This is a genomic window from Methylobacterium sp. J-077 (assembly GCF_022829365.1).
In the GTDB taxonomy this organism is placed as follows: domain Bacteria; phylum Pseudomonadota; class Alphaproteobacteria; order Rhizobiales; family Beijerinckiaceae; genus Methylobacterium.
The window spans coordinates 1-17,129 of record NZ_JAKSYJ010000246.1; the positions used below are offsets into that span (position 1 = coordinate 1).

Sequence of the window (17,129 nt, forward strand, 5' to 3'; positions counted from 1 at the left end):
TTGCGACCGTCTCCACGACCAACATCCCGCGCAAGCCTCCCGTTCGAGCCGGAAGGCATTGTGGATGACTTGTCCTGGGGGTCCCGTTTGGACGCCGATCACCCCGAGAACGGGGTCCTTATTCCACGCCTAATCACAGCCAGCGTCCGCTTAATGGGCGAAGATGGCCTCCTCACCGGCCATGTCGAGAGCGTTGCGGGCGGCATCGAGGACCGCGAGCGTTCCGCAGGGGCGAATTTGCTCGCCAACGTCAACCCGACCTTTGCGTGGGTGCGGCTCGCCCAACGCATCCCCGTGCGGATCAAGTTAGAGCGGGTGGACGACCAGGCGCGATTGGTCTCGGGTCGGACGGCGACGGTGTCTGTCGACGCGCCGGGCACCACCTCGACCTTCCGTTTTCTAGAGGGCTGGCGCCAAGCTGAGGCATTAGCGGACCGCTCGGTGCGGTAGGAATCCCCCTAACTTGCTTTGGTCGATAGCCACAAGCTGGCTTGCCGCTGAAAGGCTTGGGCAACAGAGGGGGTGAAGGGGTATTTCTTGCCTCACCGCCGAACTTACCCGTGGTACGCCGACTCGCCTTTTATACGGACGAGGTAGTCGACGATCACTTTCGCGTCGTCAGGCGTGATTGGCGCCTTATAAGCAGTGATCATTTTGTCCACGACCTTGTGCCATTCCTCCCGAGAGAGGGTCGGCTGGTTAAGGGTATGGTCGGCTGAATGACAGGCCACGCAATTGGATGCGATGACGTCAGAGCCAGGTCCTTCGGGGAAGCCGACATCGTCGCCGAAAGGCAGGTCGACTTCGAGCTTCGAATGAAGGTCCAGTGGTGTCGCGGCCAATGCCGCCGAAAGCCCTGCGGTGATACCAGCCAGTGATGCGGCGAGAAGTACCGTGCGTGTGCGTCGAGTCATGGTGCTCTTCCCTCAAGCCGCGACGAGATCGACGGTCTCGACCTGGTTGGCCAAGTACCCTCCCGGGTTCCAGACGCGCTGCATCGGCTGCATAACCCGATCGGTGTTGGTGCAACGGGTCATCACGGTGCGCGCGCCGCGTCCTGGCAAGCTGATCGTGGTCTGCCACTGTCGAAACCCGTAGGTGCCTTCGTCCCTTCCCAGCATCGTCGGTTGCCAACTCCGACCGCCGTCGAGTGATAGGTCCACCGCTGCGACACCGTGGTCGCCCCCGAACGCGATGCCACGCACGAGCTGCGGCGCACCAACTGGGATGGTCTCGCCGGGCTTGAGATTAGTCACGAACGAGCGGGGCAGGTTCCGGGTAATCGGAATCATGCCGTAGCCCGTCTGCTCGGGCCTGACCGTATAATTGGGGGTGTCCGGTACGCGATAGCTTCGTGTCGTCCAGACGCTGGGATCGGAGTGATCCATCACCTCTATGTCGTTGAGCATCTTGATCCAGTAGACCGCACTCCAGCCGGGTACGATGAGCTTAAGCGGGAAGCCGTTCAGCATCGGAAGCTGTTCGCCGTTCATTGCGAAGGCGAGCATCACCTCGCCGTCGCGAGCGTGATCAAGGCTCAGAGATTTTACGAACTTCGGCGCCTCTGGCAGGACCGGCTCGTCGAGGCCACCGAACAAGACATGCCCGGCGCCGGACTTCACGCCGGCACGGTCAAGGACATCCTTGAGGCGCACGCCGGTATAGAGGGCGTTGCTCATCGAGCCGTTCGCCCATTGCGCACCGGCGGCCCGCGGTCGGGCGTAAAGGCGCGAATTGCCGGCGCACTGGCTGACCGCCGCGATCTCGAAGCGTGGCAGGTCGTACATCAGTTCCTGAAGTGACAAGGATTGCGGCCGCTCAACCAAACCATGGATCTTGAGGGCAAACGTGTTGACGTCGACGCTCGTCGGGAAGGTCGCCCAGTGCCAGCTGACGAAGTGCTGGTTGTTCGGCGTGAACACGCCCTGGTCGAAGACGTCGAACGGCGTCTCCAGCCACGGCGGCCGCGTGCGCTGGACGATCATGCGTCCCTTCTCAGGATAGGTGGTCGTCATGGGCCGGGTGCTGGGACCACCTGGCACGTGGAAGTCGATCGTCTCGCCCATTGCTTGGCGGGTAAGCAGGCCGAGTCCACCCATGGCCGCTGCCGACAACAGGCCACGGCGGCTCAGAGCCGATGACGAAGGGGTGTTTTTCCGCATCACGTCGATGTCCCACTCGGCCGACGGCTGGGCGCTCGGCTGCGGGCATTCGAACCTTTCAGCTTAAGCCAACCTTAAGCGCACTGAGGCCGACCCTGGAGGGTCGAGATCCCTCACCGCCGCACGCTCTCTCCAGCGGCGCCCCGTCAGGGTTGAGCATCATGACGTTGCCCAGTGTCGGGGTTGGAAATGTCCGTTCCAGGTTTGACCCGAAGCCTCCCACTCGCATGAGGTCGTTCTGACCGCTCAGGCAGCCGCGAGCTCCACCTCCAACCCCGAGCGATCTTGGCGATTGCGCAATCGCAACTTGGCACCGCTCCGCCGGGCCGCCATTTCCGAGATCGCCAGTCCGAGCCCGCTACCCGATGTGCTCTTGTGGCGACCGCGGTAGAAGCGCGTCGTCACGTGCGGCATCTCTTCCTCGGGTATGCCCGGCCCTTCGTCCCTGATGAAGAAGGCGGTGCCGCTAGGCCTCACACCCCACTCGACTGTGCCGGTGCTCATGTGGTGAATGGCGTTCTCGTGCAGGTTCCTGATTGCGAGCCGTAGACTTTCCGGATCCCCGCGCATCTTGAAGCCGCGAAGCCGCGGGTCGACGACTGTCCGGATGCCTTCCGAGACGCGCATGCCCTGCACTGTCTCGGCGATTAACGCGCCCACATCGACATCCGTGAGGGGTCCACCATCCACCTCGGCGTCCAGACGAGCGGCATCGAGCAGTTGGCGCACGAGACGAGTGGTCTGGTCCACTGCCGTCAGGATCTGTCGCAGCGCCGCTTTTGCGACACTGGGATCCGGGGTGGCCATCGCGACCTGCGCCTGGGTCTTCAGCCCTGCCAACGGCGTCCGCAACTCGTGCGCGGCGAAAGCCGTGACCGTTCGCTCGTGCCGCCGTGCGGTTTCGACCTTGAGGAACAGTGCGTTTAGGGCGTCTGCGAGAGGGCGCACCTCGGCCGGAGCACGGCCGGCGTCGATGGCGCGCATATCGTCCGCATCGCGAGCCTCCAAGTCACGAGTCATGCGCCGCAGCGGGCGCAGGCCGCGGCCGAGACTGACCCAGATCAGCATGCCCAGCAGCGGAACGACGAAGAGGACCGGGGTCAGGAAGCTTCTCACGAGGTCGGTGACCAAGCGTTCCCGCAATCCGATTCGATCACCGACCATGACGCGGATGCCCTTCTCAGGATCCTCCACCGTGAAGACACGCCAAGTGTCGCCATTGACCTCGCGTTCGGAGAAGCCCGAGGACGCGTCCGACATGCGGTGCGCCGGGGCCTCGCTCGACCGGGCCAGCAGGCTCCCTGACAGGGACCAAATCTGGCAGGCGATCTGACGTTGATAACCTGTCGGAGACCCAAGCGTAGTGGGCGTTCGGCCGGTCGAGGCGTTGTCGACCTTGTCCACGACCGAGACGACCATGCGGGCGGCTTCCTGAAGCTGGGTGTCGACGAAGTGCTCCACCTCCCACTTCGAGCTCAGGTAGATCCACGCGACCGCGCTTAACCAAATCAGGCCGGTTGCGACGAGTAGGATGGCGAACAGCCTGACCCGAAGCGACCTCATGCGACGGCTCTCATCCGGTAGCCGAGACCGCGAACCGTCTCGATCGTGTGCTTGCCGATCTTGGCGCGCAGGTTGTGGATGTGTACCTCCACGGCGTTGCTCTCGACCTCCTCCTGCCAGCCGTAGAGCCGCGCCTCCAACTCAGCCTTCGAGCGCAGGACATTCGGACGTTCCATCAGAGTGATGAGCACCATGAACTCGCGTCGGGAGATCGTGATGGGTTTGTCATCGACCGTGACAATCTGCGAGCCGGGATCGAGCCGGATGCCCCCATGGGTCAGAGTGGACGAGGCTCGGCCGGCGGCACGTCGAACGACGGCACGAATCCGGGCGGAGAGTTCGTCGAGATCGAATGGCTTGCCCAGGTAGTCGTCTGCGCCGCCATCGAGCCCCTCGACTCGGTCGGCGATGGCGTCACGCGCCGTCAGAAGCACGACCGGCGTCAGGTTGCCTCGGGCGCGCAGCGTGCGCAGGACGTCGAAGCCCGACCCGTCTGGCAGCATGAGATCCAGGACGATCGCGGAGAACTCGGTTGTGCGCAGGGCGCAGGCTGCATCCTCGCAGGTCCCGACGCAATCGACGGTGGCACCGGACAGCCCGAGTCCGACCCTGAGACCATCGGACAGGATCGGATCGTCCTCGACCACAAGCAGGCGCACGGCTGTCTCCTCGGCTAACCCGGCACCTGACGATGCTGCCTTAAGCCTGGCTTAAGCTTCGTCTCGGATTGGCCGTGCCCTATTCCAAGAGCCAAACGCGTCATCGATCATGTCGAACGTCACTTATACATTCTTTCTCCGAGAAGATTAACTTATTCTCAGCCACGTGTTCCGCAGCTGCTATGCAAGTGCGACGGCATTGGCGTGATCAAGCGACGGATGGGCTTGTGCCCATAAGGATGCTGGAGGTGGCAACGTTCGACAGCATACGGCGCAGCAGCTCGGATCTGATCCTGGCTTGGCTGCCGGGCACCGTACGGATCAACACCGCAAACCGAACAGATGATTCCGATAAGGCTGTCGCACCCAGGAAGCGCGGTGACGAAATCAGCAAGGCATTGAACTGCTCGTCTGCCTCTATCTCGGCGAGGGCCGCCTCGATCATCCGTGCGGTGACCTCGTAGGGCACGCCGTGGGGCACGTAGATCGGTATCTCCAGACCCGCCCAGTCCCTTGAGAAGTTCGTGACCGCCTTCAACTCGCCGAACGCGACCGTATGCATGTGCCCGTTATCGTCGCGCAAGCGGACAGAGCGCAGGGAGAACGCTTCCACTTGGCCTTGTAGATTGCCGCTCTCGATGGTCTCGCCCACCCGGAAGGCGTCGTCGAGCAGCAGAAAGAAGCCCGCGATGATGTCCCGGACGAGTGCTTGCGCCCCGAAGCCGATTGTAAGGCCGACCACCCCCGCGCCTGCTAGTAGGGGACCGATCTGCAGGCCGAAGGCGGAGGCGATGCTCAGGGCCGCCGTGATCAAGAGCGCGACAAACACAACCGTGCGTACGGCGGGCAGGACGGTCGCGAGGCGGTCCGCGCGCTGCTCGCCCCCGACATGGGCGAGGCCGCGGTCGATGAGGCTGCGGACGATCTGCCAAGCTAAGTCTGTTCCGAGAAGGATCAACAGCGCGGACACAACCTCGGTGGTCATCGTCAGGTCCAGCCCCCGATCGGCCCCGGTGAGCCCCTCGACAAGGAGCAGCAGGGACGCGATTAGGGCGACGTTGCGAGCCGCACGCGCGACGATGCGTTCCTCGCGCGTCAATGTACCGGCGCGGTTCGGCCCGAACGCGACCGTCCGGGCCGCGTCGCCCAAGGCTAGGGACAGGCTCGGCGCGAGGCCCAGCACCAGTACGGCCCAGGCGGCACCGGGGAGACCGGCCTGGGCCAGCAGCCATGAGGCGACTGGAACAAGTCCGAGGGCCACGGCGACCGGACGCGGCGACCGTCGCTCGGTTCCAGGCAGTGACACGACGACGGCGCCGACGACGGCTGGGCATAGCAACGCGCAGAGCAACAGCGTCAGGCTGGTGACCGCATCTGCAAGAGCCGTTTCCGAGCCGCCCAGACGCAGAAGGGCGGTCCACAGGAGCCCCGCTGCTGTGGTAAGGGCCAGAACCGTGACGCCATGCTGTGCGCGCCACGCCGCATTGGTTGGTAGAGCTACAAGACGCAGGCGCGGCCCCCCGGGTGCGAACAGGAAGCGGCCGATCGCTCGTGCGCTGCGCGCGGCAACGATGGCCAGAAGCGCGTCGAGGGCCATGACGCCCGCCAAGCCCGGAGGGGCCGCGATTAGGTAGGCGAGGCAAGCGCCGGCCGCGAAACTCAGGACGAGGCTCTGGGCGAACAAGAGGCGTTGGGCTTGAGCCACAAACCGCTGGCGTGCAGTGGCGAGGGGACTATCCACGATCCGCTGCATCCATGGGGCGGACCAACGCCAGAACACCCGCTCGACGAGCCAACCACCGAACCAGAGCAGAAACAGTCGGGCAACCAGACCAGCCGGCGATGCTGCCTCATCGGCGACAAGCGCCGTGGCCGCCTTCACGGTCGCCGTGGGTAAGATCACTGCTTGCACCAACAGATCGTTCGACCGGTCGCGGATTGTACTGAGGTGCTGGTCTACGTCGCGGCTGAGGGCGGGGCCCGCGAAGCCGAGCGGCGGGGTCTGCGCGCGGGGGGCGGTCGGGAACGTCGAGAAAGCAGCGACGACCAGCAGGCACCCGAACAGTCGGGACCTCACCACGACCGGTTTGCGCGCATGTACCGCGACCTACACACGAGAAGGATGCGACGCCGTCGCTGCCGGGTCGTCACCTCCTCCTACACCACCTCGCGCGTCTTGGCACCAAAACGGTCTAGTGATCAAAATCTGGGTTCATCCGCACTTCTGGTGCTGCGGGGGTCGAACCGTGCTTTTAGACGTTGGTCCTCACCAAGACCGAGGAGGCGTCGGATGCCGATCTCGAACCCGTCGCTGCCGACAGTGCCCGATGGGCTGCACGTCGATGAACTGACCCTCGACCCGTCCGGGCTGTTGCTTCTTGCCAGGACCACCGCTGCGCAGGCTGTCTGCCCCACATGCGGCTACGCCTCGTCCCGGGTCCATAGCCGCTACTGGCGAACGCTTCAGGACCTACCGTGGCAGGACCGGGCCGTCACGTGACGCGTTCAGGTGCGCCGCTTCCGGTGCAGCCATTGCCCGGGCCGGATCTTCGTCGAGCGCATCCCGGGCTTGATGGGATCCAAGGCGCGCCGGACAGAGCGTCTATCCGAGGCGCAGACCGAAATTGGCATGGTGCTGGGCGGCGAGGCCGGAGCCCGTCTTTCGCAACGGCTGTGCATGCCGGTGAGCGGCGATACCGTCCTGCGCCTGATCCGCCGCCACCCACCGCGGGCCTACCCGGCTCCGCGGGTGGTGGGCATCGACGACTGGGCTTGGCGGCGCGGGCGACGTTACGGCACCATCGTCTGCGATCTGGAACGCCGTCGCGTTCTGGCTCTGCTGCCGGGCCGCTCGTCCGCTCCAGTCAGGGACTGGCTCGCGGCGCATCCGGGCATCGCCGTCGTCAGCCGGGACCGGGCAGGCCCCTACGCCGAGGCCGCCCGCAGCGGCGCCCCCGCTGCCATCCAGGTCACCGACCGCTGGCACCTTCTGGTCAACGCCTCCGAAGCCCTCCGTTCCGTCGTTGCGCGCCACCAGAAACAGATCCAGCAGGCAGCCGGACTTCGGTCTTCTTCCGGTAGCATCCCAGCCGTGCCCGCTTCCACGCCGTCTCTCTCGCAACCGAGCGAGAACCGCCGTAGGCGCTTCGACGATGTCCTGCGTCTTCATGCGGAGGGTCTACCGATCCTGCAGATCACGCACCGGACCGGACTGGCCCGCAACACGGTGCGCAGCTACCTGCGGGCCGGCACGTTCGTCCCGTATCGTCGAGCGCCGGGACCGAGTCTGCTCGACCAGCATCGCAGCTTTGCCGAAGCCCGTTGGCAGGAGGGGCTCCGCAGCGGCGCCGCCTTGCACCGGGAACTGCGGGCGCGGGGCTTCTGTGGCGGTGTCGATATTGTTCGACGCTGGATCGCTCATTGCAACAACTCGATACTGGTGTGGCCGCCGCATCGCAGCGGCCTTCGTCGTTACATGCCCGAAACACCTTGGCCATGGATTGGCCTATTCGGACCGGTTTTCTCAGCCCGTGCTCACCGGAAGAGAACCACCGCCGTGAAGAACAACCTCCGAATGACGCTAGCCGCCGGCATGATCACGATTGCCGCTGCGGCTTACGCCCAAGCGCCCGAAGCCACGCCTGCGGCTCCTAGAGCTTCGCCAACCAGCGCGACGTCGGCCCGGTCGGAGTGCCGGACACAAGTCGACGGCAAAAGCCTGACGGGCGACCCGCGCAAAGCCGCGATGCACAACTGCATGAAGTCCCACGCCGATGCGTGTCGAACGCAGGCTGCCGACAAAGGTATGAAGAAGGGGCCTGACCGCAAGTCTTTCATGCACAAGTGCATGCAGGGCGCGGCATAAGCTGACGGCAGCTCAGCCGTGCAATGGCCGCCATGGGTCGAGGCTGTGTCAAAACTCGAATGTTGTCGGTCGTTGTAGAAAAATGTTCTCTCGAAGGAGGATGCACCGGCTTGAAGGACTTCTTATTCCCATCGCCCAGTCGCGTTGGAGATCCCACGCGATTGCTGCGGAGACGTTTGTTCTACGACTTCGCAACACATCCGCGTTTTGACACAGCCTCGGTCGGACCGGCGCCGGGGAGGCGCTTTAATAGCTGCGCAGCTCCCTGGGCGTTCATGTGTGGACACGTCCATATAGCGCGGATCTTTGGAGGCTACATGCGGGCACTTCTCGCTGGCGCTACACTGCTCGTCATGGTCACGGCCGTGGCATCGGCACAGACCTCCGAAGATCGACGCTCCCCGCCACCAAATGAGGAACTCGACCAATCCCTGCCGCACGATCGCTTCCGGCCGGCGCCGGATGACGATGACGACGATGTTGGGGCTCCGCTGCGGCGTGGAGGTCCTCAATCGCCCGACGATGAAGATGCGGATGCGCCTCCCCCATCCACTAAATCCGATCGCCTGTGAACGTCAGAAATCCAGCATTTACGGACCTGTGATGTCCTTCACGGGCTAACGGAGATCAGTATGCGTAAATCTCTTTTGCTAACCGGCGGCAAGGCCGCACTGGCCGCCGTCGCCTTATGCGCCACTCAACCAGCCGCACAGGCTGGTGGCGGTATCGGCGCGGGCGGTGCCTTCGCGCTAGGTGCGGTCGGCGGCGTGGCTGCCGGTGCCGCCATCGCTTCGGCCAATAACGAGTATTATCCCGGCCGCCCAGTCTACGTCGCCCCGGGCCCCTACGGTGCCTGTCACTTCGAGCGGCGCGCCTACATCGATCCATACGGGTACGAGCACATCCGCCGGGTCGAGATCTGCGGGTAGACACTTGGCGCTGTCGAACATTTCGTACCGCCGTGCCTCCGGCGCGGCGGCCTGATATCGGCGCGCCTGCTACGTCGGTGGCGTCTCTGGATGCCGCCGATGTTTTCCCACCCGATCCTTATTCGAACTGCCTTAGCCCTGGTGTTGATGGTGACCTTGGTAGTGTTGGCGGACGGTGTGGCCTATCAGGAAGTGATACAGGCCGCGGGCGCCACGACTTCGCAGCCGGCCGCGGCGGTCGTGCAGACTGCTGGTGCGGCCGAGTAAGCCAACGCATGCGACGCACGCTGCTCCTCGCCATTCTGCTGGCTGGGACCTCGGTTCCAGTCGCGATCGCCGCCAATCCAGCCCGTGACGTGCTTTGGGTGGCGCTACAGGGCTGCATCCTGGCCAAGAAAGCCGCCGACCGAACCTTCCCCTGCTTGGCCGTGGACCTTGGTGATAAGCAACGACCGGGCACAGCGATAATGCGTGCCCCCGCTCAACCGACCCACACCGTCATCATGCCTACCGACAACGTGTCGGGCGTCGAGGCACCCGTGCTCCAGGGCCCGGACGGCATCGCCTACTGGCGCGCTGCCTTGGCGGCGCGGCACTACGTGTCGGACGCGTTGCAGGACAGGCTGCCGATCGAGGCAGTGGGCTTGGAGGTGAACTCCGTGGGCGGCCGTAGCCAGGACCAGCTGCACATTCATCTCGACTGCATGCTGCCGAGCGTCATGAAAGCCCTGAAGCTACACGGCAGCGCTATCGAGGAAGCATGGGCCCCTTTCCCCGTCACGTTCGAAGGCGAGCAATATGTCGCCATGCGCGTCCCGGCAGACGAGGTGGGGCGCTTCAATCCGTTCGAGGCCCTCGCACGCGTGCCGGGTTGGCAGGCCAAACTGCACGATGCGAGCTTCGCCGCGGTTGCAGCCAGCTCAGACGACCCGCGCGGCGGCATGATCGTTCTGGCTTATCGTGCACCAGATGCGAGCGCCGAGGATCTCATGGACCACAGCTGCAGAGTGATACGGAACCCGAGAGGCATTTGACCGCCCGGTTCATCGCTAAGACAATCTCGACCCCGAGGTGCTGGCGCCCTGCAAGCGCGAAGCTTCGCAGAAGAAGCTCAAGGGTGCAGAGCGCGCGACGTTCATGAGCGACTGTATTGAGCCGGAGGATTGAGCTTGATGCACGCCGGGCTCGAACCGACCGTCGAAAATTTGGATCCGCATTGCGCGAGGCGTACGTCATGTCCCGCGCAATCATCAACCGGGCGCCCTGCCTACTAAATCGCGGTCAGCCAGTGCGCCGACGAGCCTGCTCACGTTCGTGGCGACGCAGAGCCAAGAGGAGCTCGACATGCGCTGTAGGCAGCGGCTCGCTGGCGACCGCCGCATAGATTTTCCGTACCCCAGTCCGGATGCCGACCCGAGTGCCGGCTTGAACGTCGGTGAGCGGCCTCCGCTGGGCCTTCGGCATCGTTAAATCCCTGCCTAACGCAGGTTAAATTATCAGAAGTTGTGGTTAATAGATCGTTAACAGCCTATTGGCGGATTGTTTGACAGTGCTCTCGGCCGCGAGTTCGGCCGTTTGGCTCCACAGCCGCCATGGCGCCGCGCTGCTTACCAAATTGGTCTCGTTGAACAGCCAAGCCTCTTGTCCGTCTTGGGCAATCTCCATACGGAACGGCGCCTCGATCGGTGGACCGAACAACACCACGCTGAGCGTGTTTCGACCGGCATACAACCAGCGGGTTACGTCGTAGGTGAAGCCGTCCTCGGATGGATTCACGCCCTCGAACGCGGGCTGGGTCACGGCAAACGTATTGACGCTGACCATAGCGCGGCCCCCCCGCACCCCACAGGGTGAGGCGCAGCCGCTGTCCGGCTCGAATGTGCATGATGGTCCCCTCGACAAGCAGAGAATGGCCAAGCTTGGCGGTTAACTACAAGGGAACATTTAGTGAACAACAACCTTTGATTAACCATGTCGCGGCAGAGTCATAGCTGAACGGTCACCTCCCCAGTTCGCTCTTGGCAGGCCTGGACCGAGCGCGCTACATGCTACGGGATCAAGCAAAGACGGTCGCTAAGTGGCGATAGCGGACCTCGGTCGCTGACCTGCACACGGGGCCGAAGGATCCGCGTTCGACGGCGCTGTCATCGGAGGACGAGGCGGTCATCGTCGCCTTTCGCGGTCTACAACGGTAATACCAAGCCCCGCTGGACCAAGTTGCGCGCGTGGCTGGGTCATGCAGCTTCTGTAGAAACATCCCGACGATGAGGACGCGATGACTGACCTCGCCTTCGTCGTGCAGAAGCACGCTGCGCGCCGGCTGCACTACGACTTCCGGCTTGAGCTCGACGGCGTACTCAAGAGTTGGGCGTTGGCGCGCGGCCCGAGTCTCGTGGCGGGCGAGCGGCGGCTGGCCGTACCGGTGGAGGACCATCGACTGGATTATGCCGGGTTCGAGGGAGTCATCCCGGCGGGCTCGTACGGGGCGGGCGCTGTGCTGGTCTGGGATCGCGGCAGCTGGAAACCGGACGGCGACGCCGTGGCCAGTCTCGCCGCGGGCTCACTTCGATTCTACCTGCACGGTGAGAAACTGACGGGCGCGGGGCGCCTGGTGCGGATGAAGGCCAAGAGGGAGGAGCACCGCACGACATGGCTGCTGATCAAGGGCCTGGACGCTGCCGCTCGGCCGCGCGGGACGTCCGACATCCTGGTCGAGCAACCGCTTTCTGTGATCTCGACTCGCGCCATCGAAGAGGTTTCCGCCGCGGATGACGGATTGAGGTCCCGGGAGTAACCGGAGCCCCACGTTTGCGAAGGCCGTAGGCGAACATCCGAACTTCACGGCGCGGCATTTGATGGCAACCTGCTGCGGCTGCTGTTTGACTTAGCAGCACGCCGTACCCGTAAGGCGGGGATTGCCGCGGCCGCGAAAGCGCACACGCGAGCGCATGCTGTCTGCGCTGCCAGAACGCTGAGGGTGCGTGACGCCGCCACGAGACCCACAATGAACCACTACGAACTTCGCGAGCCGTCGAAGGCTTCACGATCGAGAACTGAAATCCCAACGCTCACGCCCGGGCGATTCAGGCCCGGCGCCGTGTCGTGGCATTTCCATCAGCGCTCCGCATCGGAGCGCATTCTCACGAGATCTCGCTCAGCACTGCCGTACGAAGGGGCGCCAATTATACAAGATAGGGCCTAACGTAGCTTGCCCGCTTTCGGGGAGCGCCAGTCGGAGACTCAGACCGAGCCTGAACGGTCATCGTGAGCATCGAGTGAAAGCTGTCGGCCTGTTTGATCTCAGCCGTGCGGCGTGGGACAAGAACAGTTTCCCGAAAAACAGCTCCCGACGTCTGCTCTAGGGGATCAACGAGAGAGCTTCGAACGACCGCTTCGGGGGAATTACGCGGCGAAGCGGATGTGGGCACGTCCAGACAGATCCGCCGACCGTGTCATCGGCATCGCAGCCCCCTCCGTTTGTAAGAAGCTGCCAGCTCAGGAGGTCGCGAGAAGACCCGCGAGGATAGTCAATCCGACAACCACCCAGGTCACGTAGTCGCCGATCAAGCCGCTATGAACCTGTTCCAAGAGCCGGGTCGGCGCCAATTGCGTGGCGCGGACCGGCCTAGAGAACCAGCGGGGCAGTTTATGGCGGCCGAGCGCGAAGGCCGCGATCACGAGTGCTAGGGCGAGGCTGAGCCAGGGCAGCCACTCGGGTCCGTGCCCGAAGCCGCCGCCCTGGTGCATGAAGGTCGGTGTCGCTTTGGCGGCGAGGCGCGCGACCCCAGCCTCCGGTGCCGAGATGTTCAGGGCTAGCAGGACCAGACAGGGCGCCAACATCAGCCAGAGCGGGCGGTTGGCCTTCTCTCGCTCGGCCTCGCTTGGCGCCTGCGCTTCATTGCCGGGATCCGGCCCAAGTCCAAGAAAGATCCGGCCGGCGGCGCGCAGGACCGCTGCACCGGTGAGCCCCGCCCCGACGACGGTCGCCGCGACTGCGAAGGGGTGGCCGCCGTCGAGGAGGGCGCCCTGGAGCACGCGGGTGCCCTGGTCGAGGAGGCCGAGTGGCAGGCCGCACAGCAGAAGGCCGCCGAGCGCCATCGCGATGCCGGCGGGCCCGATCCCGTGGCCGAGGCCGCGCAGGGCGATCTCGTCGATCCCGGCGCGAGTGGCGAGCAGGATGCCCGCCACCATGAACAGCGCGCCCTTCACCAGCCCGTGGCCGACGAGGTAGAGAAGCAGGCCGCCGGTGCCGCCCTGCGACAGCGCCCCGATGCCGAGCAGCATGATGCCGGCATGGCTGATCGTCGAGAAGGCGAGCAGGCGCTTGAGGTGGCGCTGGAGCACAGCCATCCAGCCGCCCACCAGCGCGGTCGCGCTGCCGGCGCCGATCATGAACAGCGAGACCGCCCCGCGGACCTGATCGGAGCCGGTGAACACCACCGCGGTCAGCTTGGCGAGCCCGAAAAGCCCGAGCGAGACCATGGCGCCGGAGAAGATCACCGAGACCGGGCTCGGGGCCACCGCGTGGGCGTCGGCGAGCCAGAACTGAAACGGGACCACGGCGGCCTTTATCATCAGCGCGGTGGCGACCAGGCAGAAGGCGCCGGCAGTCACCGGATCGCGCCCTGCATGGGCGACCGCGCGGGCCAGTTCCTCGAAGTCGAGCGTGCCCGCACGCGCGTAGATCAGCCCGATGCCGCCGAGCATCAGGAAGCCCGCGAGGCTGTTGGTGACGGTGAAGTTCAGGGCGCCGGCCAGCGCCGATTCGTCGAGATGATAGGCGGTCAGCGCGAAGGCCGCGACGCTCATCACCTCGAACCACACGAACAGATTGAACAGGTCGCGGGTGAAGACGAATCCGACCATGGCCGCCAGGAACAGCAGCATCAGGATCTGAAAATGGCCGTGGGTCTCCTCAAAGAAGCCCCAGGCGAAAACGAAGCTCGCGGCAAACAGCGTCCCAATGAATGCCGCGACCCAGCCGCTCGCGGCATCGACCGAGAAGCCGATGCCGAGCGGCATGCCCGCCCGCGGCGTCCAGCCGCCGAACCAGTAGACCAGCGGCGCGTCCGCCGCCCGCACGGCGATCAGGCCGCAGAGGGCTGCGACCGCGAGCGCGGTCAGGCTCGCGAGGATGTCGGGCCAACGACCGGGCATGAGGTGGGCGGTCGCGAGCAGGGTCGCGCACATCGCCAGCGGCAGCGCCACCGGAAGGGGCGGCAGCACCGCGCTCGGGATCCAGCCGAGCGAGAACCAATCCGGCATCAGAGCTGCGCCTCCGCGCCAGGTTCCTGACGCGCGCCGACGCGTCCGCCTCCGGCATTCTTCCGCATCGGTCGGAGCCGCTCCGGGTCGAGTGTGCCGCTACGCTTGTACACCTGCAGCGTCAGGACCAGCAGCAGAGCGGTCAATGTCGCGCCAACGACGATGTCGGTGAGCACGAGCGCTTGCATCACCGGGTCGACGGCGGGTGTGCCGGGCGGGTGGTCGTAGAAGATCGGAGCGATGGCGTCCCAGCGGTAGCCGATGCCGAGAAGCAGCACGTAGGTGGCCGATTGGCAGACCGAGAGGCAGCCGATCAGATGGATGTAGTTCCGGCTGGTGCTGATCCCGAACAGGCCGATGCCGAACAGCCATGCGGCAACCGCGTAGGGGAGCCAGCTCACGCGTCTTCTCCCTTCGGATCGTCCGATTGGTCGGGTTCCCGGGTCTCCTCCATGAATTCGAGGAAGAGCTGGGTGAAGCCACCCGTGACTGCCGCCGCCACGCCGAGATTCTCCACCAGCATTAGGCCGCCGGAAAAGAGATCGCGAAACGTCCCCAACGGCAGCACGTTCTCCATGAAGGCGGCCCCGACCAGCATCGGTGCGAGGCCGCAGAGCACGAAGAGCAGCGCGCCGCCGCCTTCCATGGCGTCGAGCCACCGGCTGCGGACGCTGTCGCGCCATCCGGCATAGCCTTCGCCGAGGTAGATCAGCAGGGTCGCCGATGCGAGGATCACGCCGCCCTGGAAGCCGCCGCCGGGGGTCACGGTGGCGTGTAGAACCACATAGAGCCCGAACAGGGCGGTGATCGGCCCAGCGATGCGGCAGGCCAGGACGACCACCTCGGCGCGGGGCAGAACCGGCCTGCCGGGGAGCCGAGCCGCGCGATCAGTGATCGCCTCGCCGCGGCTGCCGCGCAAGAGCACGACGGTGCCGGTGATGGCGGCCAGCAGCATGAACTCCTCACCCAGCGTGTCGAGCCCGCGGATGTCGAAGTTGATGGCGCTCACCATGTTGGCGACGTGGCGCTCGGCCGGCGCGATCGCGTTGATCCGCGCACCATAAGCCGCGATGTCGGCGCCGAAATCCGGCATCGCTCGGATCGCCGAGACGGCGCAGGGCATGAGGACGAGGCAGGCGAGCCCGAGCAGGACGAGACGCCATCGTGCGTTCATGCGTCCTCAGGAGACTTCGTGTGGTCACCGGGATCGGCGGATTGGCTCGGCGAGGCGGTCCGTACCGCGCTCAACGCCACGACGAACAGCAACGGTACAGCCGCGGTGCCGACAGCGAGTTCAGACAGTGCCACGTCCGGTGCCTGGAGCGCGGTGAAGAGCACGGTCAGAATGAGTCCGTTCAGCCCGATCGCGAAGACCTGGCGGCGGGGCTCGCGGATCAGGACCACAGCCGTTCCGCTGGCGGCGGTGAGCAGGAGCAACAGGGCGAGGATCGCGCTCACGCCGACGATCCTTCCCGCAACAGCAAGGCGCGGCCGACCACGTGCGAGAGTACCGCGCTCCAGGCGACGAGAAGCGTCATCAGCAGGGCGATCTTCAGGGAGCGGCCCGAAACACCGTCCGCTACGAAGGCTGCCAGCGTAACCGAGAAACCTGCTGCCGCATTGAGGAAGGCGACCGCGTGCAAGCGGTCCAGCGCCCGCGGCAGCCGCAAAACGGCGAGGCAGGCGATCCAGATCGCCGCGACCGCCAGGCTGAGCAGGATTGCGAGGATCGTCGGGCTCACAACCAGCGCTCCACGAACACCGCAAGAAGCAGCGTACCCGGTAGCGTCAGCAGCACAAGGGTGAGGGCGAGGTCGGTCAGTGACGGTTGGTCGGTAGCGAAAGTCAGGAGCGTTAGTAGGATCACCGTAATCGAGCCCGCCAGCTGGTAGGCCGCAAGGCGCTGCCCGATGCGTCCACGCCAGCCGATCGCCGCGGCGATGGCAAGCGCCGGAACGAGAGCCCCCGATGCAAGGATCCATGGGCTCACTTCGGCGTCTTTCGTGCCGGTTGAGTCTCAAAGGCGTGGAGTACCGCTTCGGAGCGCCCGGGATCGAGGCGCAGGACATAGCTACGCGGTGCCAGAGAGGCAGCGAAAACACCGAGTGCTCGTTCGGCCTGCGCCTCCGCGCCGCCATCGGCCTGGGTCACCTGAAACACCGACGCCATCGGTCGGGTCCGGATCGACCCGGCGCTGGTGCCACCTGCGATCGCCCGCATCAGGTCGAATCCGACACGGAGAGTCTGGCCGGGCAGGTTCGCCACTGCGCCCGCCAACGGGCGCAGCATGCCTACCCGTAGCCGGAAGGCCGCGTCGCCGATCCGCCCGACGCGCCGCGCCCAGAGCGTGCCGAGGCTGGCGCAGACCACGCCGGCGAGTCCCTCAGTCGCACTGATCGAACCTGCGAATACACCGTAGAGAGCGGCGAGGAAGATCCAGGTCGCAGCAGTTGCTAAGAAGACGCGCGGCTCCGAACGCCCCAGTCCAACGTCGGAAATTTCTCCCGCCATTGACGGTCCCTCACCGATTCGTTGCGCTGAAAGGTATCCACTTAGGCGTAGACCGCGGCCCATGCGGATACAATGGCGACGGCTAGAGCCGTTCCCTCGCGGCTTGAGTCGTTTGGGGTACGACCAGGCTGCGTCTTTGCCTTCATAGCTTCGGAAAGGCTGCCGCCAGATGGTC

At 65.1% G+C, this 17,129-nt stretch carries 18 protein-coding genes and 3 pseudogenes; 8 read left to right on the forward strand and 13 right to left on the reverse strand.

The annotated features are described in order from the left end of the window. Nucleotides 1–450, forward strand: a pseudogene (locus tag MKL11_RS31050) (hypothetical protein); the annotation flags it as partial. A 104-nt stretch (nucleotides 451–554) separates the two neighbouring features. Here MKL11_RS31050 and MKL11_RS31055 read toward each other — a convergent pair. From MKL11_RS31055 to MKL11_RS33470, 5 genes are all read right to left on the reverse strand, one after another. Beyond that, a complete protein-coding gene (locus tag MKL11_RS31055) occupies nucleotides 555–914 on the reverse strand; it encodes a c-type cytochrome (protein WP_243950867.1) in 360 nt (119 codons plus the stop codon). Between the two features lie 12 nt (nucleotides 915–926). After that, on the reverse strand, nucleotides 927–2,162 hold the full coding sequence (locus MKL11_RS31060) for a molybdopterin-dependent oxidoreductase (protein ID WP_243950869.1): 1,236 nt from the start codon (nucleotides 2,160–2,162) through the stop codon (nucleotides 927–929). Nucleotides 2,163–2,408: 246 nt separating this feature from the next. Then, complete coding sequence (locus MKL11_RS31065; RefSeq protein WP_243950871.1) at nucleotides 2,409–3,725, reverse strand: ATP-binding protein; 1,317 nt, start codon at nucleotides 3,723–3,725, stop codon at nucleotides 2,409–2,411. Continuing rightward, nucleotides 3,722–4,384 carry a response regulator gene (locus MKL11_RS31070; protein ID WP_243950873.1) on the reverse strand — a complete coding sequence of 221 codons (663 nt, stop codon included), beginning with the start codon at nucleotides 4,382–4,384 and terminating at the stop codon, nucleotides 3,722–3,724. Before MKL11_RS31070 ends, MKL11_RS31065 begins: the two co-directional genes overlap by 4 nt. A gap of 208 nt (nucleotides 4,385–4,592) precedes the next feature. Continuing rightward, nucleotides 4,593–6,461 carry a mechanosensitive ion channel domain-containing protein gene (locus MKL11_RS33470; RefSeq protein ID WP_243950875.1) on the reverse strand — a complete coding sequence of 623 codons (1,869 nt, stop codon included), beginning with the start codon at nucleotides 6,459–6,461 and terminating at the stop codon, nucleotides 4,593–4,595. Between the two features lie 234 nt (nucleotides 6,462–6,695). Here MKL11_RS33470 and MKL11_RS31080 point away from each other — a divergent pair. The 5 genes and pseudogenes from MKL11_RS31080 to MKL11_RS31100 form a co-directional block, all read left to right on the forward strand. After that, nucleotides 6,696–7,835: pseudogene (locus tag MKL11_RS31080) on the forward strand (ISL3 family transposase); the annotation flags it as partial. Nucleotides 7,836–8,881: 1,046 nt separating this feature from the next. Further along, nucleotides 8,882–9,178, forward strand: a complete 297-nt coding sequence (locus MKL11_RS31085; protein WP_243950877.1) for a hypothetical protein — start codon at nucleotides 8,882–8,884, stop codon at nucleotides 9,176–9,178. 99 nt (nucleotides 9,179–9,277) lie between these two features. Continuing rightward, nucleotides 9,278–9,445 carry a hypothetical protein gene (locus tag MKL11_RS31090; protein ID WP_243950880.1) on the forward strand — a complete coding sequence of 56 codons (168 nt, stop codon included), beginning with the start codon at nucleotides 9,278–9,280 and terminating at the stop codon, nucleotides 9,443–9,445. Between the two features lie 8 nt (nucleotides 9,446–9,453). Continuing rightward, nucleotides 9,454–10,212, forward strand: coding sequence for a CDP-diacylglycerol diphosphatase (locus tag MKL11_RS31095; protein ID WP_243950881.1), 759 nt, complete (start codon nucleotides 9,454–9,456; stop codon nucleotides 10,210–10,212). Between the two features lie 37 nt (nucleotides 10,213–10,249). Next, the gene (locus tag MKL11_RS31100; protein ID WP_243950883.1) at nucleotides 10,250–10,345 is read left to right on the forward strand and encodes a PsiF family protein; all 96 of its coding nucleotides are present in this window, start codon (nucleotides 10,250–10,252) and stop codon (nucleotides 10,343–10,345) included. Between the two features lie 342 nt (nucleotides 10,346–10,687). Here the strand turns inward: MKL11_RS31100 and MKL11_RS31105 are convergent, their stop codons facing one another. Then, nucleotides 10,688–11,002: a hypothetical protein gene (locus tag MKL11_RS31105; RefSeq protein ID WP_243950885.1), complete on the reverse strand. Its 315-nt coding sequence runs from the start codon at nucleotides 11,000–11,002 to the stop codon at nucleotides 10,688–10,690. 239 nt (nucleotides 11,003–11,241) lie between these two features. Between MKL11_RS31105 and MKL11_RS31110 the strand changes: the two are divergent. Together MKL11_RS31110 and MKL11_RS31115 are read left to right on the forward strand one after the other, a co-directional pair. Further along, nucleotides 11,242–11,358: pseudogene (locus MKL11_RS31110) on the forward strand (IS481 family transposase); the annotation flags it as partial. 95 nt (nucleotides 11,359–11,453) lie between these two features. Then, on the forward strand, nucleotides 11,454–11,972 hold the full coding sequence (locus tag MKL11_RS31115) for a DNA polymerase ligase N-terminal domain-containing protein (RefSeq protein ID WP_313900798.1): 519 nt from the start codon (nucleotides 11,454–11,456) through the stop codon (nucleotides 11,970–11,972). A 701-nt stretch (nucleotides 11,973–12,673) separates the two neighbouring features. On the opposite strand, the gene MKL11_RS31120 is transcribed toward MKL11_RS31115, so the two are convergent. Genes MKL11_RS31120 through MKL11_RS31150 form a run of 7 tightly spaced genes read right to left on the reverse strand, consistent with a single transcriptional unit; the run spans nucleotide 12,674 to nucleotide 16,954 of the window. Beyond that, nucleotides 12,674–14,443: a complex I subunit 5 family protein gene (locus MKL11_RS31120; protein ID WP_243950887.1), complete on the reverse strand. Its 1,770-nt coding sequence runs from the start codon at nucleotides 14,441–14,443 to the stop codon at nucleotides 12,674–12,676. Next, nucleotides 14,443–14,844, reverse strand: a complete 402-nt coding sequence (locus MKL11_RS31125) for a sodium:proton antiporter (protein WP_147941602.1) — start codon at nucleotides 14,842–14,844, stop codon at nucleotides 14,443–14,445. The genes MKL11_RS31120 and MKL11_RS31125 overlap by 1 nt, the downstream gene beginning before the upstream one ends. After that, complete coding sequence (locus MKL11_RS31130) at nucleotides 14,841–15,617, reverse strand: MnhB domain-containing protein (RefSeq protein WP_243950889.1); 777 nt, start codon at nucleotides 15,615–15,617, stop codon at nucleotides 14,841–14,843. Before MKL11_RS31130 ends, MKL11_RS31125 begins: the two co-directional genes overlap by 4 nt. Then, the gene (locus MKL11_RS31135; RefSeq protein ID WP_092047316.1) at nucleotides 15,614–15,901 is read right to left on the reverse strand and encodes a Na(+)/H(+) antiporter subunit B; all 288 of its coding nucleotides are present in this window, start codon (nucleotides 15,899–15,901) and stop codon (nucleotides 15,614–15,616) included. The genes MKL11_RS31130 and MKL11_RS31135 overlap by 4 nt, the downstream gene beginning before the upstream one ends. Next, nucleotides 15,898–16,185 (reverse strand): monovalent cation/H(+) antiporter subunit G, encoded by a 288-nt coding sequence (locus MKL11_RS31140; protein WP_243950891.1) that lies wholly within the window; start codon nucleotides 16,183–16,185, stop codon nucleotides 15,898–15,900. The genes MKL11_RS31135 and MKL11_RS31140 overlap by 4 nt, the downstream gene beginning before the upstream one ends. After that, a complete protein-coding gene (locus tag MKL11_RS33475) occupies nucleotides 16,182–16,433 on the reverse strand; it encodes a monovalent cation/H+ antiporter complex subunit F (RefSeq protein WP_092047314.1) in 252 nt (83 codons plus the stop codon). Before MKL11_RS33475 ends, MKL11_RS31140 begins: the two co-directional genes overlap by 4 nt. After that, nucleotides 16,430–16,954 (reverse strand): hypothetical protein, encoded by a 525-nt coding sequence (locus MKL11_RS31150; protein ID WP_243950893.1) that lies wholly within the window; start codon nucleotides 16,952–16,954, stop codon nucleotides 16,430–16,432. Before MKL11_RS31150 ends, MKL11_RS33475 begins: the two co-directional genes overlap by 4 nt. Between the last annotated feature and the right edge of the window lie 175 nt (nucleotides 16,955–17,129).

Excerpts from the sequence above, each read along its gene's own strand:
- MKL11_RS31120 (WP_243950887.1), bottom strand. The coding sequence starts at position 14,443 with ATGCCGGATTGGTTCTCGCTCGGCTGGATCCCGAGCGCGGTGCTGCCG.
- MKL11_RS31130 (WP_243950889.1), bottom strand. The coding sequence starts at position 15,617 with ATGAACGCACGATGGCGTCTCGTCCTGCTCGGGCTCGCCTGCCTCGTC.
- MKL11_RS31065 (WP_243950871.1), bottom strand. The coding sequence starts at position 3,725 with ATGAGGTCGCTTCGGGTCAGGCTGTTCGCCATCCTACTCGTCGCAACC.
- MKL11_RS31095 (WP_243950881.1), top strand. The coding sequence starts at position 9,454 with ATGCGACGCACGCTGCTCCTCGCCATTCTGCTGGCTGGGACCTCGGTT.
- MKL11_RS31090 (WP_243950880.1), top strand. The coding sequence starts at position 9,278 with ATGTTTTCCCACCCGATCCTTATTCGAACTGCCTTAGCCCTGGTGTTG.
- MKL11_RS31115 (WP_313900798.1), top strand. The coding sequence starts at position 11,454 with ATGACTGACCTCGCCTTCGTCGTGCAGAAGCACGCTGCGCGCCGGCTG.
- MKL11_RS31150 (WP_243950893.1), bottom strand. The coding sequence starts at position 16,954 with ATGGCGGGAGAAATTTCCGACGTTGGACTGGGGCGTTCGGAGCCGCGC.
- MKL11_RS31060 (WP_243950869.1), bottom strand. The coding sequence starts at position 2,162 with ATGCGGAAAAACACCCCTTCGTCATCGGCTCTGAGCCGCCGTGGCCTG.
- MKL11_RS31105 (WP_243950885.1), bottom strand. The coding sequence starts at position 11,002 with ATGGTCAGCGTCAATACGTTTGCCGTGACCCAGCCCGCGTTCGAGGGC.
- MKL11_RS31055 (WP_243950867.1), bottom strand. The coding sequence starts at position 914 with ATGACTCGACGCACACGCACGGTACTTCTCGCCGCATCACTGGCTGGT.
- MKL11_RS31085 (WP_243950877.1), top strand. The coding sequence starts at position 8,882 with ATGCGTAAATCTCTTTTGCTAACCGGCGGCAAGGCCGCACTGGCCGCC.